The organism is Sphingomonas sp. 4RDLI-65, assembly GCF_049472435.1.
Classification (GTDB): Bacteria; Pseudomonadota; Alphaproteobacteria; order Sphingomonadales; family Sphingomonadaceae; genus Sphingomonas.
In genome coordinates this window covers 228,396-254,269 of sequence record NZ_JBCEBT010000005.1, presented here as the reverse complement: position 1 = coordinate 254,269, position 25,874 = coordinate 228,396, and the positions used below count along the sequence as shown (strand labels likewise).

Here is a 25,874-nt window from a genome sequence, read left to right as displayed (position 1 = left end):
AGTCGTTCTACCGCGAGCGGGCCGAGCGGGAAGCCGCCGAGGGCTGAGCTCTCTGCTCCCTCTCCCCCTTCCGGGGAGAGGGCTGGGGTGAGGGGCAGTTCCGGACGCAGCACTGCTTGGCTGCCCCTCAAGATCGGAAGAGCACASGBCCAGTTCCGGACGCAGCACTGCTTGGCTGCCCCTCACCCCGACCCTCTCCCCGCAGGGGAGAGGGAGAAGACGTTATTTCTCCGAGCGGGCGCCCTTGCGCGCAGCTTCCGGATCGACCGACGGGGCGCCAGACGCAGGCGTGCCGGTGTTGGCGATGTCCGCCGTATCCGCGCCGTTCTCCACCGCAGCCTCGGCCGCATTGGCAGTCGCTGGCTGGTCCGCACCGGCCGCCGGGGCAGCGCCCGCCGCAGGTGCCGCCGGCAACGGCAGGTTCGAACCCTGCTGGTTGAGATACAGGATCACATTCGCGCGATCCTGCGCGTTGCCCAGGCCGGCAAACGTCATCTTCGTACCATTGGCAAACTTCCGCGGCGACGTCAGCCACGCGTTCATCTTGTCGAAGTCCCACGTGCCACCGACGCCCGCCAGCGCCGCCGAGAAGGCGAATCCGCCCTTGCCCTTGGCGATGCCCTCGCCGAGCGTGGCGTACAGGTTCGGACCGATACCGTTCGCGCCGCCCTGGTTGACGGTGTGGCAGGCCGCACATTTCTTGAACACTTCGGCGCCCTTGGCGGCGTCTGCGGTCGGCAACAGCGAGGCGATCGGCACTTCGGCGGCGGCACCGCCTGCGCCTTCCTCGACCACGCCCTCGATCGCATAGCCCATCTTCTCGGGACGCTCGCCGTGGAACATCATCCCACCGACGATCGACAGCCCGAGCGCCGCACCACATCCTGCGAGCACCCAGCCGGCGATCGTATTGGTCCGATTGTCCATCTTGCGCATCCGCCCTGTTCTGTTTGGGATAGCCATAGAAAAGGCAGGCGCGCACCGCAAGCCGCGCTTGTATGGCGCGCGTGTATGGCGTGGGGCGGCACTTCACGCGACTTGAACAGGCAAGCAGCGCGCCTTAGGCGCTGGCGGCATGGAAAACTTCGCCGTACCCGCCCGCCCGATCGTCGCGCGGATGACCGAGGCCGCCGCCGCAGACCCGACGCGCGCCGTCGCGTTCCAGGGTGCCCCAGGCGCCAACAGCCACGTCGCGGCGGTCGAGGCGTTCCCCGACGGCCTGCCCCTCCCCTGTTTCGATTTTTCCGACGCGATCGACGCGGTGAAGGACGGCCGCGCGGACTGCGCGATCATCCCGATCGAGAATTCGCTGCACGGCCGCGTTGCCGATATCCATTTCCTGCTGCCCGAATCGGGGCTGGTGATCACCGGCGAACATTTCCTGCCGATCCGCCATGCGTTGATGGGCCCCGGCCCTCGCGACGGTATCCGGCAGGCGATGAGCCATCCGCAGGCGCTCGGCCAGTGCCGGCACTGGCTGAAGGCGCACGGGATCGAGCCGGTAAGCTATCCCGACACCGCGGGCGCCGCGGCAAAGGTCGCCGAACTTGCCGATCCTGCAATCGCGGCCCTGGCGCCGCCTGCCGCGGCGGGGCTCTACGGACTGGACCTGCTCGCGACCGACATCGCCGATGCGGATCACAACATGACGCGGTTCGTGGTCCTCGCGCGGGGCGGCAAGCCACCCGCGGCGCAGGAGCCGGTCGGCGGCGAATGGATGACGACGCTGATCTTCGAGGTGAAGAACGTCCCCGCCGCGCTCTACAAGGCAGTCGGCGGCTTCGCGACCAACGGCGTCAACATCACCAAACTGGAGAGCTACCAGCGCAACGGCAGCTTCTCCGCCACCGAATTCTATGCGGATGTCGTCGGCAAGCCAGGCGACGCGAATCTCGACCATGCGCTGGAGGAACTGGGGTTCCACTCGAAATGGCTGCGCGTGCTCGGCACGTATCGCCAGGCACGCTCGCGGGGGTGATGCGATCCTGATCCTCCCCCGCCAGGGGGAGGTGGCGCCGTAGGCGACGGAGGGGGAGGACACGGAACGAGCGTGGCTCTTACCTCCCCCTCCGTCTGGCAAGGGCCAGCCACCTCCCCCTTGCGGGGGAGGATCGTGAGAAGGTCAGTTGGCTGCTGGCAGCCGCAACCGCACGAGCAACCCACCCAGGTCCTCGCTCTCCTCGAGCGCCACATTACCCTCGTAGATTTCCGCCACGTCGCGCACGATCGCGAGACCCAGCCCCGTCCCCGGCTTGCCCGTATCCAGCCGCACGCCACGATCGAAGATGCGCACCCGTTCCTCTTCCGGAATGCCGACGCCATCGTCCTCGATCAGGAACTCGACGAAGCCCGCCTGCGCGCCGACCGTCACGAACACGCTGCCGCCGCCATATTTCGCGGCGTTCTCGATCAGGTTGCCGAGCATCTCGTCGAGATCCTGCCGCTCGACATGCACCTGCAACCCACGCGGCCCGGTCACGTCGATCCGCACATGCCGGTACAGTCGCCCAACCGCCCGCTCGACCGATTCGAGGCTAGGCCAAACATCCGCCCGACTATGCGCAGAGCCACGCCGCCCGACTGCCCGCGCCCGCGCGAGGTGATGGTCGACCTGCCGCCGCATCGTCCGCGCCTCGCGGATCACCGTGTCGGCGAGATCGTCGGACTGCGCGGTCGCCGCGTTCATGATCACCGTCAGCGGCGTCTTCAACGCATGCGCGAGGTTGCCGGCGTGCCGCCGCGCTTCCTCCGCCTGGCGCTCGTTATGCTCGATCAGCGCGTTCAGTTCCTCGACCATCGGCGCAACCTCGACCGGCATCGCGCTCGACACGCGGTTCGACTGGCCGGCGCGCATCCGGGCGATTTCCTCGCGCACGCGGCGCAGCGGCCAGAGCCCGTAGAAGGTCTGGAGCGCCGCCATCACGATCAGCCCCAGCGCAAGCAGCGCGAAGCTGCGGACCAGCGTGCGTCGCAGGGTCGTGATCTGCGCATCGAGCCCATCGCGACTCTGCGCAACCTGAAACCGCCAATGCACCTTCGAGCCGGGCAGCACGACGTCACGCTCGACGATCCGCAGCTTCTCGTCGGGAAACTGGGTGCTGTTATAGACGTGGACGTTGCGATCGTCGTGCGTGCCGCCGAACGCCAGCCGCCGATCCCAGAGCGAGCGCGACGGAAAATCCTCCCGGCCCTTGCCCGACACCTGCCAGTAGAGCCCCGAATAGGGCTCGACGAAGCGCTGGTCGGCGGCCGCATCGCGGGTGAAGATCACTTCGCCCTCAGGCCCGATCTCGGACGAGTTGAGCAACGAGCGCAGGACATATTCGAGCTGGTCGTCGAAATTGCGCGTAACTGCCGCCGACAGCACGCGATCCAGCGCAAAGCCCCCGCTGCCGAGCAACACGACGATCCACACCGCCGCGATCAGGATCATCCGCCGCGACAGCGATCCCTTGACCGCCGCCGGCACGCGGATCGGCGTGTCGGTTTTAAGCGGGTCTACTGGCGGCGGCGTGTCCATCGGACGACGATCAGGCGTCCGGATCTTCGAGGCTGTAGCCGAGGCCGCGGATCGTCGTGATCACGTCCTGGCCCAGCTTCTTGCGGATGCGCGTCACGAACACCTCGATCGTGTTCGAATCGCGGTCGAAATCCTGGTCGTAGATATGCTCGATCAGCTCGGTGCGGCTGACGACCTTGCCCTTGTGGTGGAGCAGATAGCTCAGCAGCTTGTATTCCTGCGCGGTCAGCTTCACCGGCTCGCCGGCGCGCGTCACCTTGCCGCTGCGCGTGTCGAGACGGATGTCGCCCGCGGTCAGCTCGGACGAGGCGTTGCCGCTCGCGCGACGGATCAGCGCACGAAGACGCGCGATCAGCTCCTCGCTCTGAAACGGCTTGGCAACATAGTCGTCGGCACCCGCGTCGAGCCCGGCGACCTTGTCCGACCAGCTGTCGCGCGCGGTCAGAACGAGCACGGGCATCACCTTGCCCTCCTTGCGCCAGCGATCGAGCACGGTCAGCCCGTCGATCTCGGGCAGGCCCAGATCGAGCACGACCGCGTCGTAATTCTCGGTCGAGCCGAGGAAATGCCCCTCCTCGCCATCGACCGCGAGATCGATCGCATAACCGGCGCCCTCCAGGGTGTTCTTCAACTGCTGGCCGAGATTCGGCTCGTCCTCGACGATCAGAACGCGCATGATAATCCTCTCGTTTAGGGGGTCAGCGACCGGTGCGGCCGACGATCTGGCCGGTGCGGCCATCGACGTCGACCCAGATGACGGTTCCATCGCGCAGGAATTTCAGCGTGTAAATGGCGCTGCCCGAATCATAGTCGGAGCCGAGATATTGCGAGCCCTTCATCGTCGGGATCACCCGCCCCTCGATCTCGCGCAGCGACAATTGCCGGCCGGTCTTGCGCGCCTCGAACGCCGACATCTGGTCGCCGCGGCGCTGGTCGCCGCCGCCGGCCAGCATCGGGGCAGCACCGCTCAGCACGGGCATCGCGGCCAGGGTCGCAAGGATAAGCAACATCTTCATGGCCGTGGCATAGCCCCCGGGCATTGAACAGCCTGTGAATGGTCGCGTCAGTCGCGCGACATCACGAAGCCCGCGAGGTGTAACTTGCCTGCATCACTCGGCCCCCCTACGTGGCGCGGACATGGCAGCACCAATCTTAGCATTCGAAGGCCTCGGGCTCGTCCAGGGCTCCGGATGGCTCTTTCGCAACCTCGACATCCACATCGGCCCGCGCGACCGGCTCGCGCTGATCGGCCGCAACGGCGCCGGCAAGACGACCTTGCTCAAACTGCTCGGCGGCAGCGTGATCGCCGACGAGGGCCGCAGGGTGATCGTCCCCGGCACGCGCGTCGTGATCCTGGAGCAGGAGCCTGACCTGCGCGGGTTCGCGACGTTGCGCGATTACGTGATGGCGGGCGACGATGCGCCGGTGAACTACGAGGCGGATTCGATCGCCGACCAGCTCGGCATCGATCTTTCGCGCGAGGCGGCGTCGGCGTCGGGCGGCGAACGGCGCCGCGCGGCGATCGTCCGCGCGCTGTCGCAGGACCCCGACGTGCTGCTGCTCGACGAGCCGACCAACCATCTCGACATCGGCGCGATCGAATGGATCGAGGAGTGGCTCAAGCGCTTCCGCGGCGCGTTCGTCGTCATCAGCCATGACCGTACCTTCCTGACCCGGCTGACCAAGCAGACCTTGTGGCTGGATCGCGGCGCGATCCGCCGTGCGGAGGTCGGTTTCGGCGGGTTCGAGGCGTGGACCGAGCAGGTCTATGCCGAGGAACAGCGCCAGGCCGAGAAGCTCGACGCGCGCTTGAAGCTGGAGGAGCATTGGCTGCTGCGCGGCGTCACCGGCCGGCGCAAGCGTAACCAGGGTCGCCTGACCAAGCTGCACGAGATGCGCGCCGAACGCGCGTCGATGATCGGGCCGCAGGGGTCTGCGAACCTGACGACCAGCAGCGACGACTCCAAGACGAAGGTCGTGATCGACGCCAAGGACGTCACCAAGGCCTACGGCGACCGCACGATCATCGGTAACCTCACGTTGAGGGTCACGCGCGGCGACCGCATAGGCATCGTCGGCCGCAACGGTGCGGGCAAGTCGACGCTGTTGAAGCTGCTCACCGGCGAGATCCAGCCCGACAGCGGCTCGATCAAGCTCGCCCAGACCCTGGACGCGGTCGTGATCGATCAGCAGCGCAGCCTGATGGCGCCCGAGAAGACGGTCCGCGAAGTCGTCGTCGACGGCGGCGAATGGATCGACGTGCTCGGTGTGCGCAAGCATATCCACGGCTATCTGAAGGACTTCCTGTTCGATCCCAACATGGTCGACGCGAAGATCGGCTCGCTATCGGGTGGCGAGCGCTCACGCCTGCTGCTCGCGCGCGAATTCGCCAAGCCGTCGAACCTGCTGGTACTCGACGAGCCGACCAATGACCTCGATCTCGAGACGCTCGATCTGTTGCAGGAGGTGATCGGCGATTACGACGGCACCGTCCTGATCGTGAGCCATGACCGCGACTTCCTCGACCGGACCGTGACGATCACGCTCGGGCTCGACGGCTCGGGCACCGTCGACGTCGTGGCCGGCGGCTACGAGGATTGGGAAAAGCGGCGCGTATCGACGACGACCGGCAAGCGTGCCTCGAAGAAGGTTTCGGCGACCGCCCCGGTTGCCGCGCCGGCCCGCGCAAAACTGACGTACAAGGATCAGCGCGACTATGAGTTGCTGCCCAAGCGGATCGAGGAGCTCGATGTGCAGATGGCGCGCGACGCAGTAAAACTAGCCGCTCCGGACCTATATATGCGCGACCACTCGACCTTCGCCAAGCTGACGGCGGCAATCGAGCAGGCGCGGCGTGAGAAGGAAGCGGCCGAACTGCGATGGCTGGAACTTGCCGAACAGGTCGAAGGCACGGCGTGAACTTCAACAACCGATTTGGATCTATCGCCAGGCGGTGTCGCGCGGCCGGTCAGGCGAGGAACGGATTGACAATTATTGCGTTGCGACATATCCTTACGGCTTAATTTTGGAGATGTTTATGACCCTCAAGGCCCTTACCGGTAGCGCGCTCGCTATCGCAATGATGTCGACCTCGGTTGCAGCGACCGCAGCGCCTGCAAACGCAGCAAGCAGCCTGTCGGTTTCGCATGCCCGCGTCGGCTCGGCGACCACCGGCAAGAGCAAGGCTGCTGGCGGCGGTCTGCTCGCAGCGCTGATCGCTGCTGGCGTCGTCGCAATCGGCGTCGTCGCGATCGTCAAGGACGACAATTCGGACAGCAACTAAGAATATCGGGCCGACGCGGAACGTCGTCGGCCCATGTTTTTTGCGACCGGCCTTCGGGCTGGTCTATCCCGGTCAGCCTTTTCAGGCTCGGCCGGGATTCTGCTGTATGATGGTCGGCGGCAGGGTCAGAGTGCCTTGCCGGCTTGGCCTGCCAGATCGACGATGAACTGCCAGGCGACGCGGCCCGATCGGCTGCCGCGACGAGTCGCCCACCCGATCGCCTCGCCAGGCTCGAACGTCAGGCCGTGCGCCTTCGCATACGCAGCGACGATCGCCAGATATCCATCCTGATCGAGCGCGTGGAAGCCAAGACTCAGTCCGAATCGATCCGCTAGCGCGAGGTGATCGTCGGCCGAATCCCGCGGGTTGATCGCACTTTCCTGCTCGGCGATATCGCGCGGCGCCAGATGGCGCCTGTTCGCGGTGACCACCAGTCGGACATTGGCAGGCCTTGGCTCCGCCCCGCCCTCCAGCATCGACCGTAGTGCGCGCGCTTCTGCCGGCACGTCGAACCCAAGATCATCGACGAACACCACGAACGCCCGGTCGATCGGCGCCAGCGTGCTGAACAACGTCGCAAGGCCACCCAGTTCCGAGACTTCGACCAGAGCCAGATCGCTATCGGCGTGTCCGCGCTGGACCGACGCCACCGCGCTCTTGACCAGCGCCGACTTGCCGGTACCGCGTGCCCCCCACAGCAATACGTCCTGCGCCGCATGACCGCTCGCCAGATGCCGTAGATTGGCCATCAGCGCCGCCTTTTGCCGCTCGACCCCGATCAGCATGTCCAGCGGCAGGGGTGCGAACACGCGTACCGGCACGAGTGCGCCGCCACGCCAGACATACGCCGCGTGGGCGCGTGGATCGGCGGCAGGCGGCGGCGGCGGCGACAGCCGCTCCAGCGCGGCGGCGATGCGGTCCAGGGGATCGGTCATGCGCCGCTATTGGCGACGCGATCGCCTTTCGACAAGCACCGGGTCGACAAGCACCGGGTCGACAAGCACCGGGTCGACAAGCACCGGGTCGACAAGCACCGGGGGACAGGATCCACCGCACGCCTAGTCGAGTTGGCGAAGATGCCCCGCGATCGACACGTTGCCGGGCGCAAGCTGCGTCGCCTTGACGAGCAATTGGCGAGCACCCGCGATTTCGCCATTGGCTGCCATCGCGATGCCGTACGCATCCGCCGCCGCCGCACTCATCGGCAAAAGCGCATAGGCGGCGCGGCCATAGCGTACCGCGATCGGCCCATCGTCGCTGCCCGCATAGGCCTGGGCGAGGTCGATCAGCACGCCGCCGTCACGATTGCCGACGCGGCGACGGACACCCTCCAGCGTCTCGATCGCGCGGTCCCAGTCGCCCGATGCGACCTGCCAATGGCCAAGCAGTCGCTGACCCGCCAGGCTCTGCGGGTTTTGCGACAGATACAGAGCGAGCGATGCGGCGGCATCTTCCCCCCGTCCGGCGCGGCCCAGCGCATCGACCAGACGCAGCATTGTCGGCTCGTCGAAAGACAGGTCCGCGGCACGCGCGTATGGTTGCGCCGCCTCACCGTAACGCCCGGCTGCCACTAGCACGTCGCCCAGCGCGAGTTGTGCAGCCGGTGCGCCGGGGCTCGCCGCAACCAAAGTCTGCGCGCGCGCGATTGCGCCGGCGATATCCCCGCTGGCGAGCAGCCCGCGTATCACGCCCAGCACGAAGGTCGGGTCGCCGATCGCCTTGTCGGCGCCGGCCTGGAGCGCGCCCACCGCATCGTCGGTCGCGAACACAGTGGCAGGCACCACTGGCCCTGCCGCCGCCCGGTCGAGGACCTGCGCGGCGCGCATACGGTTGCCGACCCCCTCGAACGCACGGGCGATCACCGTCAGCGAATAGCTGTCGGCATCGCTGCGCAGTTCGATCGGGCGCAGGATATCGAGCGCGCCGCGCGGATCGCCCGACCGAAGCAGTGCCGCACCCAGCAGGCGACGCGCGACGATACTAAGCGGCTGTCCAGCTACGAGCCGGCGCCAGATCGTCGCCGCCTGTTCGAACTTGCGCTCCGCAAAATCCAAACTTCCTGCCAGCAGCAGTGGTCCCGGCAGGCCGTCGATCGCCCCGCCCGTCGCGCGCAGCAACGATCGCGCGAGGTCGATCCGCCCGGCACGCGCGGCGAGCACCGCCTGCAGATACAGCGCCTGCGGACTGCCCGGGCGCGCCTGCAATGCGCTGCGCGTCGCCGCCAGCATGTCGGCGTTGCGCCCCGCCTCGCCCAGCGTCGCGGCATATTCGATCAGCGCGGGATGATAATAGGCATCGCGCCGCAACGCCGCCTCGAACCACGGCAGCGCGGCGATCAGCCCGTATTGGCTGCGAATCACCTCGCCCTGCAGCGTCAGCGCGGCGGGCTCGCGCGGCGCCAGCGCCACGGCGCGCGCCGCAGCGATCGAGGCTCCACCGACATCGCCCGCGGTCAGCTGGATACGACCCAGGTCGGTCCACCCCGCCGCGTCACCGGGCGCGCGATCGAGCACCCTTTGGAGGATCGCACGCGCCGCGACCACGTCACCCTGCGATGCCAGCGCGCGCGCCTGGATCCGGGCGGCATAGCCGGCGTAGCGCGGTTGCGCCTCAGCCGCCTCGTCGATCGCGCCATCGGGATCGCCTTGCAGCAACCGGGCATGCGCCTTGAGCTGATGCAAGCGATCCGCGGAAAGCCCCGATTCCACCGCCCGTGCCAGTTCGGCTTCCGCGGCAAGACCGTCGCCGAGTTCGAGGTAGGCGCGCGCCAGCACGGCATGCGCGATCGCCAGTTTCGGCGACGCGCTGATCGCCGCCTGCGCGTTGGTCCGCGCGGCGCTGTAATTCCCCGCGTCCAGCGTCGTCAGGCTGTCGACGAGCGAACGACGCGCATCGGGTGGCGGCGGACGCAGCGCCAGCGCGATACCGATGCCGACGACGAACAGGCACGCCGCACCGATCGCGAGCACCCGCAAGCGTTGGCCGCCGAGCATCGCCGGCAGATTCAGCCGCCGTCGACGCTTGCGCCGACGCAACATCGGATAGCGCACGTCAGGCATGGAGATCATAGCTTTTCAGCAGGTCGTACAAGGTCGGCCGGCTGATCCCGAGCAATCGCGACGCGCCCGAGATATTGCCGTCGGCACGCGCGAGTGCCTGGCGGATCGCCTTGCGGTCGGCGAGTTCGCGCGCGGCGCGCAGATTGAGCGCCGACGCCTCTTCCGCCTTGCCGTCGAGATCGAGGTCTGCCGCGGTGATCAGCTTGCCATCGGCCATGATCACCGCGCGCTTGATGCGGTTTTCCAGCTCGCGGACGTTGCCGGGCCAGCCCCAGCCGTCGATCGCACCGCGCGCGTCGGGAGCAAGGCCGGTAACCGCGGCGTTCATCGTCTTGGCGTAGCGCATGACGAAGTGGCGAGCGAGCAATACCGCATCGCCGGTACGCTCGGCCAGCGGGGGGATACGCACGACGATCTCGGCGAGACGGTAATACAGATCCTCGCGGAACCGCCCATCGGCAACCATCGCATCGACATTCTGGTGCGTGGCGCAGACGATCCGCGTGTCGACCGGGATCGCCTTGCGCCCGCCGACCCGCTCGATCACGCGCTCCTGCAGGAACCGCAGCAGCTTGACCTGGAGCGCGAACGGCACGTCGCCGATCTCGTCGAGGAACAGCGTGCCGCCCGCGGCCTGCTCGATCTTGCCCTCGGTGGTCTTTACGGCGCCGGTGAACGCGCCCTTCTCATGGCCGAACAATTCGCTTTCGAGCAACGTCTCGGGAATCGCCGCGCAGTTGATCGCGACGAAATTGCCGCGCGACCGCGGCGACGCGTCGTGCAGCCCGCGGGCGAGCAGTTCCTTGCCGGTGCCGCTCGCACCGAGCAGCATCACCGAGACGTTGGCCGGCGCGACTCGCTCCAGCGTGCGGGTCACCACCGCCATCTCGGGCGACGCGGTAATCAGACCGCCGAAACTGCCCGTACCGATCCGCGCGGCCAGCCGCCGGTTCTCCGCCTCCAGCGCGTGGACGTGGAACGCACGGCTGACGATCAGGCCTAAGGCGTCGATGTCGATTGGCTTGGCATAGAAATCCCAGGCCCCGTCGGCGATCGCCTGCAACGCACTTTCGCGAGCACCATGCCCGGATGCGACGATCACCTTGGTATCGGGCTTCATCGCCAGGATATCGCGCAGCGTGGCAAAGCCTTCGGTGACGCCGTCCGGGTCGGGCGGCAGGCCAAGATCGAGCGTGACGACCGCGGGTTCGTGCAACCGGATCGCGTCGAGCGCCTGCGCACGATCGCTCGCGACGACGATCTCGTACCCCTCATACGCCCAGCGGAGCTGACGCTGCAGGCCGACGTCATCCTCGACGATCAACAGGACGGGGCGCACCGTCTTGGCGATGTCGGTCATGCCGCGACCTCCAGCGCTTCGGCGACCGGCAGCGCGCCAGCGGCAGGCAGCAGGATGCGGAACCGCGTTCCCTCGCGTTCGCGGCTGGTGACCTCCAATGCGCCGCCCATCGCGTGGACCAGCTGGCGTGCCTCGAACGCGCCGATGCCGAACCCGCTCGGCTTGGACGATACGAACGGCCGGAACAGCTGGTCGCGGACGAATCCCGGCGCCATGCCACAGCCATGGTCGATCACGTCGATCGCGACACGGTCCCCAGCCGATTCGACGCAGAGCAGGATCGCATCATCGGCGCCACTCGCCTCGATCGCGTTCTGGACGAGCTGGCCCAGTACCTGTTCCAGCCGCCCCGCCTGCCCCAGCGCGAAGCTCGACACCGCACGCGCGGCGATCGGATGCTGGCCACGACGGGCGGCGACGATCCGCTCGACGACGGCGGCGACGTCGAGCGGCCGGATCGGTTCGTTCGGGCCGGCATTATGCTGAGAGAGGCGGGCCAGGAGCACGTTCATGCGATCGGAGGAGTCCTTGAGCGTCGCAACCATGTCGACGCGGAAATCGGGATTGTCGGCATGGCGTTCGGCGTTGCGCGCGACCAAAGTGAGCTGGCTGACGAGATTCTTGATATCGTGCAGGATGAACGCGAAGCGGCGGTTGAACTCGTCGAACCGTGCCGCATCCGCCAGCGCCGCATGCGCGCGATCCTCCGCGATATAGCTCGCCGCCTGCCGCCCGGCGACGCGGAGCAGGTCGAAATCCTCCCAGTCGAGCGCGCGATCGACCGGCGGCCGCGCGAGCACGATCGCCCCGACCAGCACGCCGCCATGCACCAGCGGCACGATCGCCCAGGCATCGGGACAGCCGCAAAGCCACGCCGGAACGCTCGCCATCTCGGCATCGGGCGCGGTTCCGGCGCGCACTCGGTCCAGCTCGACGATCCGCGCGTCGCTTGCGAAATATCCCGGCAAGGCCTCGTCCGGGGGTCCGTCGGCAGCATCGGGCCAGTTCCACGTCGCGCCCGTCCCCAGTGCAGCGCCGTCGGGGACCAGCAACAGGCCGCCCGGCGAATCGGTCAGGTCGGCAATCGCCTTCACCACGCGCGTATCGAGCGACTCGGCACCCGCTCCCGGCTTGCCCAGCGTATCGGTGAAGCGCTGCCACTCGGCGCGGTAATCATAGCGGTGGAGGAACAGATGCTTGGCGATCTTCACCTTGGTCCAGGCCCGCAGCCAGGGAGTCGACAGCAAGGCCAGCACTACGGCCGTGGCGCCGAACACGATCGCGGTCTGGGCGATCCGCGCATAGCCACCGGCATAGCCTTGGACGATGCTGGTTGCGAGCGCGACGAGACCGGCATAGGTCACCAGCGCGACCGCGGACAACGCCCGGACCGCGATCGGCCTGGACAACGCCAGCGTCCAGTCGCCACGCCGGTGCACCGCGATCGCCAGCAGCGCCGCAACGCCCGCCATCGCCACGCCGCGTCCGACCACCAGGGCGACCGACCAGCCTCCTGACACGTACCGGGCGGTGAACAGCAGCAGGTCGACGCTCCACATCGACGCCAGCGACAATACCACCAGCCGAACGCCGCCGCGGGACGCAGGCGCCGCCTGATAGAGATGATGCACCAGTACCAATGCGCTGACCGCCGTCATCATCCCGAACACCAGCCGCGCCGATCCGATCGCGGTCAGGGCCTCGCGGTCCAACGGCGCAAGCTGGACGACCGCGAGTATCGCGCTGGTCCCGGCGATCGCCATAACCACGACGTACACCGCGCCCAGCGCGACGCTGCCCGCACGATCGTGCCGGACGAGCGCCAGCATGAAGAGCAACCAGGCGATATTGCGGACGCTTTCGGCGATCCGCGTCATGACATCGCGCGAGTCGATGCCCGCCACCGCCAGTGCCCACAGGCTGGTCGCGAACAACGCGACGACGAACGCGCCATGCGGCCACCGCCCCATGCTCCAGTTGCGCGTCCGCTCCCATGCCTGTCCTCCTGCTCGCTCGCCACGCAGCAGCGCCATGCCCAGCGTACCGAACAGCAGCGCCGTCAGCGCATGGCTCCACAGGATCAGGGCAGCACTCATGCCGCGCTCATCGGGCGCCGGTCGGCCACAGCACGACGCGCAACGTCTGCAGCAGGATCAGCATGTCCAGGAAGGGCGAATAGTTCTTCGCGTAATACAGGTCGTATTCCAGCTTGTGCCGGGCATCCTCGATCGACGCGCCATAGGGATAGTTGATCTGCGCCCAGCCGGTGATCCCCGGCTTCACCATGTGCCGCTCGGCATAATAGGGCAGCTGGTCCTCGAGCTGCTCGACGAACTGCGGCCTCTCGGGGCGCGGCCCGACAAAGCTCATCTCGCCCTTCAGCACGGTCCAGGTCTGCGGCAGTTCGTCGATCCGCACCTTCCGGATGAAACGCCCGATCCGGGTGATGCGGGGATCGTCCTCGGCCGCCCACACCGCCTTGCCGGCGACCTCGGCATCCTGCCGCATCGAGCGTAGTTTCAGGATGTCGAACCCTTCGTTGTAGAGCCCGACGCGACGCTGCCGATAAAAGGCCGGGCCCTTCGACTCGAGCTTGATCGCGACGGCGGTGAGCAGGATCACGGGCAGCGTCAGCGTCAGCAGCAGTGCGCTAGCGAAGATATCGAAGGCGCGCTTGAAGACGCTCGACAGCATGCGGCTGGATGCGAACCCGTCGGAGAAGATCAGCCACGACGGATTGACGCTTTTCAGGTCGATGCGCCCCGTCTCGCGTTCCAGGAAGCTGGAGATTTCGCTGACCTGTACGCCGGTGGTGCGGACACGGAGAAGGTCCTTCATCGGCAGCGCGTTGCGGCGCTCGTCGAGCGCGAGCACCACTTCGCTCGCATTCTGGTCGACGATATGCGCGGCGAGATTGGGGATGTCGCCGCGCGGCGTTGCGTTCCGGACAACCGGGTTGGTCTCGCCCATCAGGACGAAACCCGCCACGATGAAGTTCACGCCCGGCTGTTCCGACAGAACAAGAATCTGCGCCGCACGCGTTCCCGCGCCCAGCACGACGATGCGCCGCTTGAAGATATCGCCGCCCAGCGTCTTGCCGAGCAGCGCGCGTACCGTAACCAGCAGCATTGTCGCGATGACCGTCGAATAGAGCAGGTTGGACCGCCAGAGCGCCAGCGCGGGAACGATGAAGAAAACCAGCGACAGCACGATCACCCCGAGCGCCAGCGCCACTGCCAACCGTGCAGCGGCAAAGCGGAGCGACAGGAACGACGCGACGCCATACGCACCGACCGCGACCAGCGATACCTGCAGCGCGATCGCGAAGGTCAGCAGCTGTGCGATCCGCGTGTGGATGGGCTCGACGGCCATACCGATCTGGTGCGCGCGAACCACCCAGCCGATCTCCGCCGATACGACCAGTAGAATCAGGTCGACCAGCCCGAGCAGAAGCACGGTATTCGGCACATAATGCTTGAAGAGCCGTATCATGCCACGCTATCCCGACACATCATTTGTAAATGCTACCGACACCTGAGCGCAGGTTTCGCAGCAAAACACCAAAAAACTCTGAAGACCCGGCATCCTTTCGCTCATTTGGGCTTTCGGATCATTCGGCGATTGGCAGCGACAAACGGCACGCTATAGCCCGGCTCCACAGGAGGATGCATGACCGCACGTAAGATCGTTCCCGTAATATTGTCCGGTGGCTCGGGGACACGCCTCTGGCCGATGTCGCGCCCCGAAATGCCCAAGCAGATGCTGGCGTTGACCGCCGACGAGACCATGTTGCAGCTGACCGCGGGCCGCGCGCGCGGCGAACGTTATGCCGCACCGATCGTGGTCGCTAATGCGCGCCACGCCGATCTGGTCGAACGACAGCTCGCCGATGCGGGCGCGACCCCACAGGCGTTGATCCTCGAGCCGGCGGGCCGCAACACCGCGCCCGCCATCGCACTCGCCGCAATCGCCGCAGGTGGCATGTCGGCGACCGGTGGCGGCGACGCGTTGCTGGTCATGCCGTCGGACCACGTTATCGGCGACATCGCAGCGTTCCACGCGGCGATCGAAGCAGCGATGCCACTCGTCTCGCAGGGCTGGCTGGTGACGTTCGGCATCGCGCCTGACGCACCGGAGACCGGCTATGGCTGGATTCAGATCGGCGACGAGCTCCAGCCCGGCGTCCACCGCGTCGCGCGGTTCGTCGAGAAGCCGCCGCTCGACAAGGCGCAGTCGATGCTGGCGAGCGGCGATCATGCCTGGAACGGCGGGATCTTCCTGTTCCTCGCCGATGCCTATCTCGAAGCGCTCGCGCAGTTCGATCCGGGCATCCTCGTCGCGACGCGCGAGGCGATGGACAAGGCGCGCGTCGAGGGCACGCGGATCTATCCCGACGCGGTGGCCTTTGCCGCATCGCCGGACGACTCGATCGATTATGCGGTCATGGAAAAGGCGGACCGCGTAGCGGTAGTGCCGGTCGACATGGGCTGGAACGACGTCGGCAGCTGGGATGCGCTGCATGCGATCAGCGACGTCGATGCCGACGGCAACGCACACCGCGGCGACAACGACGGCGGCGTGCTGGCGATCGACACCAAGAACTGCTTCGTTCGCAGCGACGGCGTCCGCGTCTCGCTGGTCGGCGTCGAGGACCTGATCGTTGTCGCCAGCGGCAACGACGTGCTGATCATGCCGCGCGGCCGCAGCCAGGAGGTCAAGAAACTGATCGAGGCGATGAAGGCGAAAGCCTGACCGCAAACTCGCCGCAACCGGACTCAGGGTCGGTTGCGGCGTTTCGGTACCTTGGAGAGCAATGTCAGCAGCGTCGGCAAGTCATCGGTGATCATCGTATCGGTCGGCGTCTGCCACGACGCCCTTAGCGTTTCACCGAGATCGCGCAGTGGCATTTCGTACGAACGCTTTGGTCTCTCGTCTCGCACTGTTGCCTCGATACGCACATGGGAAAGCCCGGCGGGCCCCTCGGGGGGATCGAGGACGCCACCGGGCTCACCCATATCAACCGTCGACGCGTGGCGGAGTTCCAACGGTCCATCCGAGATTTCGGACCGATCGGCACTGGCGGATGCGCCGCGTCATCGCCTACGATAGCCGAAATCTCACGGGAGAGTACGCCATGGATCGTCGCCAGTTCCTCGCATCGGGGGGCGTCGCCGCGCTTGCCACCACGCTGCTACCCTCAACGGCGTTCGCTCAATCGACCGGCGCTCAACTGCCAGGTGACGCCGCGCTGAATGCGGACTTCGAGCGCATTTTTCAGCGCAGCGTTGCGCGTTCGCCCGAACTTGCGACCTCGCTTGGCCTCGACAAGGGCGCGTTTGCCGCGGCGAAGGGCAAACTCTCCCCACGTACGACCGAGAAGCGCGCCAGCGACATTGCCGACACCAAGGCCGGCCTTGCCAGTCTCGCGCGCTACGACGGCGCGAACTTGTCGCCTGCTGCCAAGCTGAACCTCGAAGTGGTGCGCTATTCGCTGGCCACGCAGATCGCCGCGCCCGAAAAATTCGGCATCGACAGCCCGATCCGCCCCTATCGCATCTTCCAGCAGGGCGGCGCCTATTTCCAGGTCCCCGATTTCCTCAATACCGCGCACACCATCAATGCGACCCCGGACGCGGAGGCATATCTGTCGCGGCTCGACCAGTTCGGCACGGTACTCGACCAGGAAAGCGCGATGCAGCAGGCCGAGGCGGGGCGGGGCCTGCTTGCGCCCGGCTGGTCGCTCGACCTGACGCTTGGCCAGATGAGGACGTTGCGCGGTCAGCCCGCAGCGACGTCGAGCATCGTCCAGTCGCTCGTCAAGCGCGCGGCGGCGAAAGGCATCGAAGGCGACTGGCAGGCGCGCGCGACCAAAATCGTCGAGGGCAAACTCTACCCGGCGCTCGACCGCCAGATCGCGCTGATCGAGCGGTTGAAGCCGACCACCAAGCCCGGCGACGGGATCTGGCGCGTGCCCAACGGCGATGCGATCTATGCGATGGCGCTGAACCAGGCGACGACCACGACGATGAGTCCCGACGAGGTCCACCGCATCGGCCTGGCGCAGGTCGCCGAGATCACCGCGCAGCTCGACACGATCCTGAAGTCGCAGGGCTACACGACCGGCACCGTCGGCGAGCGGCTGGCGAAGCTGAACGTGATGCCCGACCAGCTCTACGCGAACACTGCGGCAGGGCGCACCGAGCTGATCGCCGGGCTGAACGAGGGTATCAATGCGATGTATGCCAAGCTGCCCCAGGCGTTCTCGTCGGTCCCTACGGCGCCGCTCGAAATCCGTGCGGTACCGGTCGAGATCCAGGACGGCGCCGCCAACGGCTATTACAACCGCGCCTCGCTCGACGGCAGCCGCCCGGCGATCTATTTCGTCAATCTAAAGGACGTCGGCGACTGGCCGAAATACACGCTGCCGTCGCTGACCTATCACGAGGGCGTGCCGGGGCATCACCTTCAGATCAGCCTCGCGCAGGAATCGAAGGACATCCCGACCCTGCGCAAGATCGGCTTCTTCTCGGCCTATTCGGAGGGCTGGGCACTGTATGCCGAGCAGCTGGCCGACGAACTCGGTGCGTACGCCACGCCGCTCGAACGCGCCGGCTATCTCCAGTCGTTCCTGTTCCGCGCGACGCGCCTCGTGGTCGATACCGGGATCCATGCGAAGCAGTGGAGCCGCGAGAAGGCGACCGACTATATGGTCGCGACGACAGGCTTCGCGCGGCCGAGGACGCTGCGCGAAGTCGAGCGCTATTGCACGCAGGCCGGGCAGGCCTGCAGCTACAAGGTCGGCCATATGGCGTGGACGCGCGCGCGGGTGAAGGCGAAGGCCGCGCTGGGCGACCGCTTCGACCTGAAGCAGTTCCACGACATCCTGCTGGAGGGCGCGATGCCGCTGACGATCCTGGAACGCCGCGTGGATGAGCGGATCGCGGCGCTGCGGGCGCGGGGGTGAACGGAGACCGCTGATCCTCCCCCGCAAAGGGGGGGGTGGCGCCCTCGGGCGACGGAGGGGGAGGACACGGAACAGAGGTTTTCCCTTACCGCCCCCTCCGTCTCGCGAGTGCCAGCCAACTCCCCCTGGCGGGGGAGGATCGTTTTAAATCCGACGCCTGGTCTGACACCTGCGAAGCCGCCCTGCCCTCGCCTCCGTTCGTAGCTAACCCCGTCCCGTTCGTGCGTCCCGTTCGTGCGTCCCGTTCGTACCGAGTAGAGACCGAGTAGCTGCGCCAGCAGCGTATCGAGGGCTCGTATCGAGGTACAGTTTCCGCGTACCAACCTGTCCTTCGATACGCCGTCTCGATACGCTCCTACGGAGCTCCTCGACGGCTACTCAGGACGAACGGGAAAAGGGACAAGCGGGCCGGCAAGAGAATAGAGGCTACCCCCTACTCCCCCAAAGTCCGCGGCGTTACCGTGATCATCACTACGCCGTGCGGCGGCACCATCGACGAGAAACGTCCCTCACGAAGCCGCCGCGTCGTCCCCGACCACAGGTCGCGCACGTCAGACGCCATCCCCGAGGTGTAGCCGATCTCTGGCCATGCCACCGCGATCTCGGCTGCCGCCGTACCCCGGTTTAGCAACAATACCGCACGACTCCCGTCCGCCAGCGGTCGCGCCCAGACCTCCCGGTCGCCGTCGTCGCGCACCCGCCGCCCCTGCATCCCGAGCGGATCCTGATCGACCGCGATCACATCCGCATTCAGCAGGATCGCGCGGGTCTTCGCGTCCATCTTCGCGACGTCGTTACCTGCGATCAGCGGCGCCGCCATCATCGCCCACAGGCTGAAATGCGCGCGATATTCGGTGTCGGTCATGCCCCCGTTGCCGACTTCCAACATGTCGGGATCGTTCCAATGGCCGGGGCCCGCAAACGGATAGAGCGGCTCGTTCTTGTCGACGATGTCCATCATGCCGAGCGAATAGGTCACCGGCCCCGCCCACGCATCGCGAATGTCGCCGGTGGTGCGCCACATGTTGCCGATCTTCGCGCCCCATTCCCACGGCCGGTTGTTGCCCCATTCGCAGATCGACAGCAGCATCGGCCGGCCGCTATCGCGCCCAGCGTCGCGAATGGCATCCGACATCAGCGCATAAGCTTCCTCGGCATTGCGCACCCCGGTCGAACACCAGTCGTATTTCAGGTAATCGACGCCCCAGCGCGCATAGGTGAGCGCGTCCTGATATTCATGCCCCTGACTGCCCGGCCGCCCGCCACAGGTCTTTCGCCCGGCGTCGGAATAGATTCCGAACTTCAGCCCCTTCGAATGCACATAGTCCGCCAGCGCCTTGATCCCCGACGGGAACTTGCTCGCATCCGCGGTGATGAAGCCGTCCTTGTCGCGCGCGCCATGCCAGCAATCGTCGATCACGACATAGCCGTAGCCCGCCGCCTTCATGCCGCTCGCCGCAATCGCGTCGGCAGTATCGCGGATCACCTGCTCGGTGACCTTGCAGCCATATTTGTTCCAGCTGTTCCACCCCATCGGCGGCGTCATCGCGAGGCCATTGGCGGTGCGCCCCGCTTCACGCGACGGGCGCACCGTGTTGGGATCGACGAGCTGGTCCTGCGCCGCCACGCCGCTGGTCACGAAGACCAACATCAGCGCCGCGACGACCCGGCGGATCGCGATCACCGTCCGCTGCGATCGAGCGTCTGCGCTGGCACGCGGACCGTCACCGTCTGGACGATATCGGTCGCCGAGCTGGCCAGCATCACCTTGTAGTCGCCGCCGGCGATCTTCCAGCCGCCGCTCGTCACGTCGAACGTCGCGAGCAGGCGTGGATCGACCGTCACCGACACCGTCTGGTCGGCGCCCGGCGCGAGATCGACCTTGCGGAACGCGCCGAGCCGCTTGGGGGCTTCCCAGCCTGCGCCCGAGACATAGACCTGCGCGACCGCCTTGCCCTGCACGGCACCGGTGTTCTTTACCGAGAAGCCGGCCTTGATACCCTTGCCCTCGGCCGCCGCGGTCAGGCCGCCCATCGCGAAGGTCGTATAAGAAAGCCCGTAGCCGAACGGGAACAGCGGCTTGGCACCGGTCTTGTCGAACCATTTATAGCCGACCGCCGCACCCTCGATGTCGTAATTACCCATAGGATGCGCGTCGCGGTCGAGCTTCGGATTGCCCTCCAGCACGGGCCGTGGCGTCTGCGCGAGCGATGCCGGGAACGTCGCGGGCAGATGGCCCGACGGATTGACCGCGCCGGTCAGCACGCGCGCGATTGCCTCGCCACCCGCCGTGCCGGGATACCATGCCTCCAGCACCGCGCCGACCTTGCCCAGCCACGGCATCACCACCGGACCGCCGGTTTCGAGGACCACGACCGTCTTCTTGTTGGCTTGTGCCACCGCATCGATCAGCGCGTTCTGTCCGTCCGGCAGGTTCAGGTCGGGGACGTCGAACGACTCGCCGGTCCACTGCTCGCCGAAAACCACGACGACGTCCGCCTTCCGCGCTGCCGCGGCCGCAGCCTTCACGTCCTTGCCGTCGAGATGGGTGACGGTCGCGCCGGTCGCCGCCTGCAACGCCTTCATCGGCGACGACGCGTGATAGGTCTTCGGGCCGGGGAAACCGCTCGGGAATTCGTCGGGTACGACCAGCCCGTTGGCCGGCGCGTTATGCGAATAGACCTGACTCGAGCCGCCGCCCGACAGCACGCCGACATCGGCATGCGCGCCGATCAGCAGGATCGACTTCGCCGTCTTGGCGATCGGCAATAGCCCCGCGGTGTTCTTGAGCAGGACGATGCCCTCCTCCGCATCCGCGCGCGTCACTGCGGCATGGGCGGCGTAATCGATCGACGTCGCGCGATCGCCGGCGACCACCGTGTCGAACGCACCGACCGAGACCATCCCCCACAGCACGCGACGCGCCATGTCGGTTGCGCGTGCTTCGGTCACATGGCCGTTGTTGACCGCCTCGCGCAGCGCATCCGCGAAATAGGGCGCGCGATCGAACGCCCAGCCCGATTGCTGGTCGAGCCCGGCATTGGCCGCCTCGCTGGTCGAGTGCGTCGCGCCCCAATCGGACATGACATAGCCCTTGAAGCCCCAGTCGCGTTTCAGGACGGTGTTGAGCAGCCAGTCGTTCTCGCACGCATAATGCCCGTTCACGCGGTTGTACGAGCACATGACGGAGCCGGGCTGGCCGACCTCGTTGGCGATCTCGAACGCGAGCAGATCGGACTGACGCGCGGCCTGTTCGCCGATCTTGTGGTCCATCGTGAAGCGGTTCGTCTCCTGCCCGTTGAAGGCGTAATGCTTCATCGTCGACACGACATGCTGCGACTGGATCCCCTTGATCTCGTGGCCGGTGATGACACCCGCCAGCAACGGATCCTCACCGCCATATTCGAAGTTGCGCCCGTTCCGCGGTTCCCTCGTGAGGTTCATGCCACCTGCGAGCTGCACGTTGAAGCCCGACAGGAATGCCTCGTTGCCGATCATCGCGCCGCCGGCCTGCGCGAGTTCGGGGTTCCAGGTCGACGCGGTTGCGATCCCCGACGGCAGCGAGGTACGAAGGCGCGGCGTCGGCCCACGCTGGCTGGCGACGCCGACGCCGGCATCGGTCTGCCACTGGTTCGGGATGCCGAGCCGCGGGATACCGGGCACGATCCCGGCGGACGCCGGCAGTCCGTCCTTGGGATAGACAAAATTCTTGGTCGGCGACTTCAGCCAGTCGGCGGTGGTCGCAAAATAGCCGAAGGTCAGCTGCAGCTTCTCGGCGAGCGTCATCTCCTTGAGCAGCAGGTCGACGCGCGCATCGGCGGAGAGCGCTGTATTCATCCAGGGCCGCGCCTTGGGCGCCTCGGTCGGTGCTGCGGCCGCGCCGGGCGCATTGTTGGTCGTCTGGGCGGCGAGCGGAGCCGATAGCGCCAGGACCGATCCCGCCAGCAATCGAGCGAGCATGCGGGGGGAGTGGGATAGGGTCATGGGCTCACCTGAAGTTGTATGACGAATTGCGCCGCGGTGTGCCGTGTCTGTGGTGCGAGCACAACAGGTGGTCGACCCGAATCCGGTAGATGGATATGCGAATGTCGGAGGCAGGCCGGACCGAAGAGCGATGATAGCCCCGGATGACGCTCTACGCGCCGAAACCGCCGCCACCGGGCGTCTCGATCACGAACACGTCGCCGGCGTGCATGTGGACCTTGGCGGTGGAGCCCAGGTGCTCGACGTTGCCATCCGCGCGCTCGACGGTCGCGAAACCAAGCCCCCCGCTTGCGCCGCCCGCCATCCCGAATGGCGCGACGCGGCGGCGGTTGGCGAGGATGCAGGCGGTCATGTCCTCGCGGAACCGGACGCGCCGCGTCGCCCCGTCGCCGCCGTGGTGCGCGCCTGCCCCGCCCGAGCCGCGGCGGATCGAGAATTCTTCCAGCAGCACCGGAAAGCGCGTTTCGAAAATTTCCGGGTCGGTGAGGCGGCTGTTGGTCATATGCGTCTGGATCACCGCCGCGCCGTCGAAGCCGGGGCCCGCGCCTGCGCCGCCAGCAATCGTCTCGTAATATTGGTGCGTGTCGTTGCCGAAGGTGAAGTTGTTCATCGTCCCCTGGCTCGCCGCCATCGCGCCGAGCGCGCCGAACAGCGCGTCGGTGACGACCTGGCTCGTCTCGACGTTGCCGGCGACGACCGCGGCCGGGTAGCGCGGGTTGAGCATCGAGCCTTCGGGGACGCGAATCGCGACACCGCGCAGGCAGCCATCGTTGAGCGGTACCGCCTCGTCGATCAGCGCGCGGACGACGTAGAGGACGGCCGCGCGCACGATCGAGACGGGCGCGTTGAAGTTGGTCGGGCGCTGTTCGCTGGTGCCGGCGAAGTCGACATCCATCGTCGCAGCAGCGCGGTCGACGCGGACCGCCACGCGGACGATCGCGCCGTCGTCCATCTCGTAGACGAAAGCGCCGTCGTCGAGCGTCGCGATCAGGCGACGGACGGCGGCGTCGGCATTGGCCTGGACGTGCTCCATGTACGCGGCGACGACGTCGGTGCCGTATTCGTCGGCCAGCCTTGTCAGCCCGGCCGCGCCTCGCGTGCAGGCGGCCAACTGTGCGGCAAGGTCAGCGATGTTCTGGTCGATGTTGCGTGCTGGGTATGGCCCGGACGCGAACACCGCGCGCAGTTCTGCTTCGAGGAAGCGGCCTTCGTCGACCACCAGCACGTCGTCGAGCAGCACGCCCTCTTCCTCGACCGAGCGGCTCTCGGGCGGCATCGATCCGGGCGTGATACCGCCGACGTCTGCATGATGGCCGCGCGCTGCGACGAAGAACGCGGGTGTGTCGTTCCCTCCTTTTCCAGGGGCGCCTGCGAAGACCGGCATGATGACGGTGATGTCGGGAAGATGCGTGCCGCCACGATAGGGCGCGTTGAGGGCATACGCGTCGCCGCGGCGGATACCGCGACCGTCTGCGCCGCTACCACGCGCGTCGATGATCGTGCGGATGCTCTCGCCCATCGAGCCCAGATGGACCGGGATGTGCGGCGCGTTGGCGACGAGGTTGCCGTGCGCATCGAATAGCGCGCAACTGAAGTCGAGGCGTTCGCGGATGTTGACCGACGCGGCGGAGCGCTGGAGCGCGGCGCCCATTTCTTCGGCGATGCTCATGAACAGACCGGCGAAGATCGCCAGCCGCACAGGATCGGATTCGGTGCCGATACTGGCGCCGATACGGGGGGCGATGCGGTCGAGGATCAAATTGCCGATCGGATCGACGCGCGCGCGCCAGCCGGGCTCGACGATGGTGGTCGAGACGCTGTCGAGGATCAGCGCGGGGCCGTCGATGGCGTGTCCGGCGGGCAGGCCTTCGCGCGCGAAGACCGGCGTGTCGTGCCATGTGCCGGCCATGTAGACGGAGGTGACGGACCGGGGCGCGGCTGGCTCTTCGGGGAAGGCGACCAGCGCGCCATCGATCGGCGGACTCTCGGCAATGGCTTCCGCGACGATTCGGTCGGCGATCAGCGGTGCTTCGCTGGCGAACCCGAACTGCGCGATGTGCGCGGCGTCGAATGCGGCGATCATTGCTGCCGGTTCGTCGAGATCGAGTTCGATGGTGTGGTCGGTCTGGCCTCGGCGCAGATGCACGCGGCGTTCGATCCGAACGTCGTTGGCTGGGACGCCCTGCGCTACGAGGGCTTCGCGCGCCGCCTCAGCCAGATCGTCCAGCGCCTGCGTGATCTCGGCGTAATCCGAGAATGCCGCGCCCGACGTCGCCTCGCGCAACACCCGACGATCGGCCAGCCCCATGCCATACGCCGACAGCACCCCGGCCAGCGGGTGGATCATCACTCGGTCCATCGCCAGCGCGTCGGCGACGAGGCATGCATGCTGCCCCCCGGCTCCGCCGAAACACGCCAGCGTATAACGCGTCACGTCATGCCCCCGCGCGACGGAAATCGTCCGGATCGCATTCGCCATGTTCGCCACCGCAACCGCGACGAACCCTTCGGCGGCGACCTGCGGATCGAGCGGCAATTCCGCGAACCGGGCGGTCACCGCCTCGGCATCGAGCGGCTGGTCGCCCGCCGGTCCGAACAGCGCCGGGAAGAACTCGGGCCGCACTTTCCCCAGCATCACATTGCAGTCGGTCACGGTCAGCGGGCCACCGCGGCGGTAGCACGCAGGCCCCGGCACCGCGCCCGCGCTCTCCGGGCCGACGATCAACCGCTCGCCATCGAACCGACAGATCGAGCCGCCGCCGGCCGCGACGGTGTGAATTCGCAGCATCGGCGCGCGGATGCGGGCGCCAGCGATCAGCGTCTCGGTGTCGCGTTCGTACGTCCCGGCGTAGTGCGACACGTCGGTCGAGGTGCCGCCCATGTCGAAGCCGATGACCTGTTCGAACCCGGCCTCGCGCGCGGTTGCGGCCATACCGACGATGCCGCCCGCCGGCCCCGACAGGATCGCGTCCTTGCCGCGAAAGCCTGCGCCGTCGACCAGTCCGCCCGACGACTGCATGAACAGCGCGCCCTGCCCCAGCGCGGCGCTCAGGCCTGCGACATAGCGATCGACGACCGGCGACAGATAGGCGTCGACGACAGTCGTATCGCCGCGCCCGATCAGCTTGATCAGCGGCGCGACGCGGTGGCTGACCGAAATCTGCGTGAAGCCAATGTCGGCGGCGATCTTCTCCAGCGCTTCCTCGTGCGCGGTGAAGCGATAGCCGTGCACGAGCACGATCGCGATGGCGCGCAGACCGGTATCGAATGCAGCCTGCAATCCTGCACCGGCCGCGTCGACGTCGAGCGGACGTAGCACATCGCCCTCGGCCCCGACCCGCTCGTCGATCTCCACGACATGCGCGAACAGCGGCGGCGGCCGGTTCACGTCGCGCGCGAAGATGTCGGACCGTTCCTGGTGACCGATCAGCAGCGCATCGCCGAACCCGCGCGTGATCGCGAGGCACGTCGGCTCGCCCTTCCGCTCGAGCAAAGCGTTGGTCGCGACCGTCGTGCCGATGCGCAGTTCGAGCGGGACGTCCGCCCCATCAGTCAGCCGCCGAATCGCCTCGACCGCCGCGTCACCGTAGCGTTCGGGATCTTCCGACAGCAGCTTGGCGGTGACGATCCGCCCGTCGGGCCGCCGCGCGACGACATCGGTGAACGTGCCGCCGCGATCGATCCAGAACTGCCATGTGGTCATT

General features: G+C 67.1%; 18 protein-coding genes. 5 read left to right on the top strand and 13 right to left on the bottom strand.

Annotated features, from left to right (window positions below; translation table 11 throughout):
• Positions 1-222: 222 nt before the first annotated feature.
• The gene (locus VH567_RS13590; protein ID WP_423326786.1) at positions 223-927 is read right to left on the bottom strand and encodes a c-type cytochrome; all 705 of its coding nucleotides are present in this window, start codon (positions 925-927) and stop codon (positions 223-225) included.
• 148 nt (positions 928-1,075) lie between these two features.
• On the opposite strand from VH567_RS13590, the gene VH567_RS13585 reads away from it, so the two are divergent.
• On the top strand, positions 1,076-1,978 hold the full coding sequence (locus VH567_RS13585; RefSeq protein WP_423326785.1) for a prephenate dehydratase: 903 nt from the start codon (positions 1,076-1,078) through the stop codon (positions 1,976-1,978).
• 144 nt (positions 1,979-2,122) lie between these two features.
• On the opposite strand, the gene VH567_RS13580 is transcribed toward VH567_RS13585, so the two are convergent.
• The 3 genes from VH567_RS13580 to VH567_RS13570 form a co-directional block, all read right to left on the bottom strand.
• Positions 2,123-3,433, bottom strand: coding sequence for a sensor histidine kinase (locus VH567_RS13580; protein WP_423326801.1), 1,311 nt, complete (start codon positions 3,431-3,433; stop codon positions 2,123-2,125).
• A gap of 97 nt (positions 3,434-3,530) precedes the next feature.
• Positions 3,531-4,196 (bottom strand): response regulator transcription factor, encoded by a 666-nt coding sequence (locus tag VH567_RS13575; protein ID WP_055881618.1) that lies wholly within the window; start codon positions 4,194-4,196, stop codon positions 3,531-3,533.
• A 22-nt stretch (positions 4,197-4,218) separates the two neighbouring features.
• On the bottom strand, positions 4,219-4,536 hold the full coding sequence (locus VH567_RS13570) for a hypothetical protein (RefSeq protein WP_423326784.1): 318 nt from the start codon (positions 4,534-4,536) through the stop codon (positions 4,219-4,221).
• A gap of 121 nt (positions 4,537-4,657) precedes the next feature.
• On the opposite strand from VH567_RS13570, the gene VH567_RS13565 reads away from it, so the two are divergent.
• Together VH567_RS13565 and VH567_RS13560 are read left to right on the top strand one after the other, a co-directional pair.
• Positions 4,658-6,439 carry an ABC-F family ATP-binding cassette domain-containing protein gene (locus VH567_RS13565; RefSeq protein ID WP_423326783.1) on the top strand — a complete coding sequence of 594 codons (1,782 nt, stop codon included), beginning with the start codon at positions 4,658-4,660 and terminating at the stop codon, positions 6,437-6,439.
• A 118-nt stretch (positions 6,440-6,557) separates the two neighbouring features.
• Positions 6,558-6,803 carry a hypothetical protein gene (locus VH567_RS13560; RefSeq protein WP_423326782.1) on the top strand — a complete coding sequence of 82 codons (246 nt, stop codon included), beginning with the start codon at positions 6,558-6,560 and terminating at the stop codon, positions 6,801-6,803.
• A gap of 125 nt (positions 6,804-6,928) precedes the next feature.
• Here VH567_RS13560 and VH567_RS13555 read toward each other — a convergent pair whose 3' ends face one another.
• The 5 genes from VH567_RS13555 to VH567_RS13535 form a co-directional block, all read right to left on the bottom strand.
• A complete protein-coding gene (locus VH567_RS13555; protein WP_423326781.1) occupies positions 6,929-7,738 on the bottom strand; it encodes an ATP-binding protein in 810 nt (269 codons plus the stop codon).
• 123 nt (positions 7,739-7,861) lie between these two features.
• Complete coding sequence (locus VH567_RS13550) at positions 7,862-9,862, bottom strand: tetratricopeptide repeat protein (RefSeq protein ID WP_423326780.1); 2,001 nt, start codon at positions 9,860-9,862, stop codon at positions 7,862-7,864.
• Positions 9,855-11,222, bottom strand: coding sequence for a PEP-CTERM-box response regulator transcription factor (gene prsR / locus VH567_RS13545; protein ID WP_423326779.1), 1,368 nt, complete (start codon positions 11,220-11,222; stop codon positions 9,855-9,857). Before prsR ends, VH567_RS13550 begins: the two co-directional genes overlap by 8 nt.
• Positions 11,219-13,318, bottom strand: coding sequence for an XrtA/PEP-CTERM system histidine kinase PrsK (gene prsK / locus VH567_RS13540; protein WP_423326778.1), 2,100 nt, complete (start codon positions 13,316-13,318; stop codon positions 11,219-11,221). The genes prsR and prsK overlap by 4 nt, the downstream gene beginning before the upstream one ends.
• A gap of 7 nt (positions 13,319-13,325) precedes the next feature.
• Entirely contained in the window at positions 13,326-14,714 is a 1,389-nt protein-coding gene (locus VH567_RS13535) for a TIGR03013 family XrtA/PEP-CTERM system glycosyltransferase (protein ID WP_423326777.1), read from the bottom strand.
• 240 nt (positions 14,715-14,954) lie between these two features.
• On the opposite strand from VH567_RS13535, the gene VH567_RS13530 reads away from it, so the two are divergent.
• Positions 14,955-15,974, top strand: coding sequence for a mannose-1-phosphate guanylyltransferase (locus tag VH567_RS13530; RefSeq protein WP_423326800.1), 1,020 nt, complete (start codon positions 14,955-14,957; stop codon positions 15,972-15,974).
• 23 nt (positions 15,975-15,997) lie between these two features.
• On the opposite strand, the gene VH567_RS13525 is transcribed toward VH567_RS13530, so the two are convergent.
• On the bottom strand, positions 15,998-16,267 hold the full coding sequence (locus VH567_RS13525) for a hypothetical protein (protein WP_423326776.1): 270 nt from the start codon (positions 16,265-16,267) through the stop codon (positions 15,998-16,000).
• An 89-nt stretch (positions 16,268-16,356) separates the two neighbouring features.
• Here VH567_RS13525 and VH567_RS13520 point away from each other — a divergent pair, with 89 nt between their 5' ends.
• On the top strand, positions 16,357-18,186 hold the full coding sequence (locus tag VH567_RS13520; RefSeq protein WP_423326775.1) for a DUF885 domain-containing protein: 1,830 nt from the start codon (positions 16,357-16,359) through the stop codon (positions 18,184-18,186).
• Between the two features lie 433 nt (positions 18,187-18,619).
• Here the strand turns inward: VH567_RS13520 and VH567_RS13515 are convergent, their stop codons facing one another.
• The 3 genes from VH567_RS13515 to VH567_RS13505 all read right to left on the bottom strand — a co-directional run bounded on the left by VH567_RS13515 (position 18,620) and on the right by VH567_RS13505 (position 25,873).
• The gene (locus VH567_RS13515) at positions 18,620-19,870 is read right to left on the bottom strand and encodes an alpha-galactosidase (protein ID WP_423326774.1); all 1,251 of its coding nucleotides are present in this window, start codon (positions 19,868-19,870) and stop codon (positions 18,620-18,622) included.
• Entirely contained in the window at positions 19,867-22,170 is a 2,304-nt protein-coding gene (locus VH567_RS13510; RefSeq protein WP_423326773.1) for a glycoside hydrolase family 3 C-terminal domain-containing protein, read from the bottom strand. Before VH567_RS13510 ends, VH567_RS13515 begins: the two co-directional genes overlap by 4 nt.
• 151 nt (positions 22,171-22,321) lie before the next feature.
• Positions 22,322-25,873, bottom strand: a complete 3,552-nt coding sequence (locus VH567_RS13505) for a hydantoinase B/oxoprolinase family protein (protein WP_423326772.1) — start codon at positions 25,871-25,873, stop codon at positions 22,322-22,324.
• Between the last annotated feature and the right edge of the window lies 1 nt (position 25,874).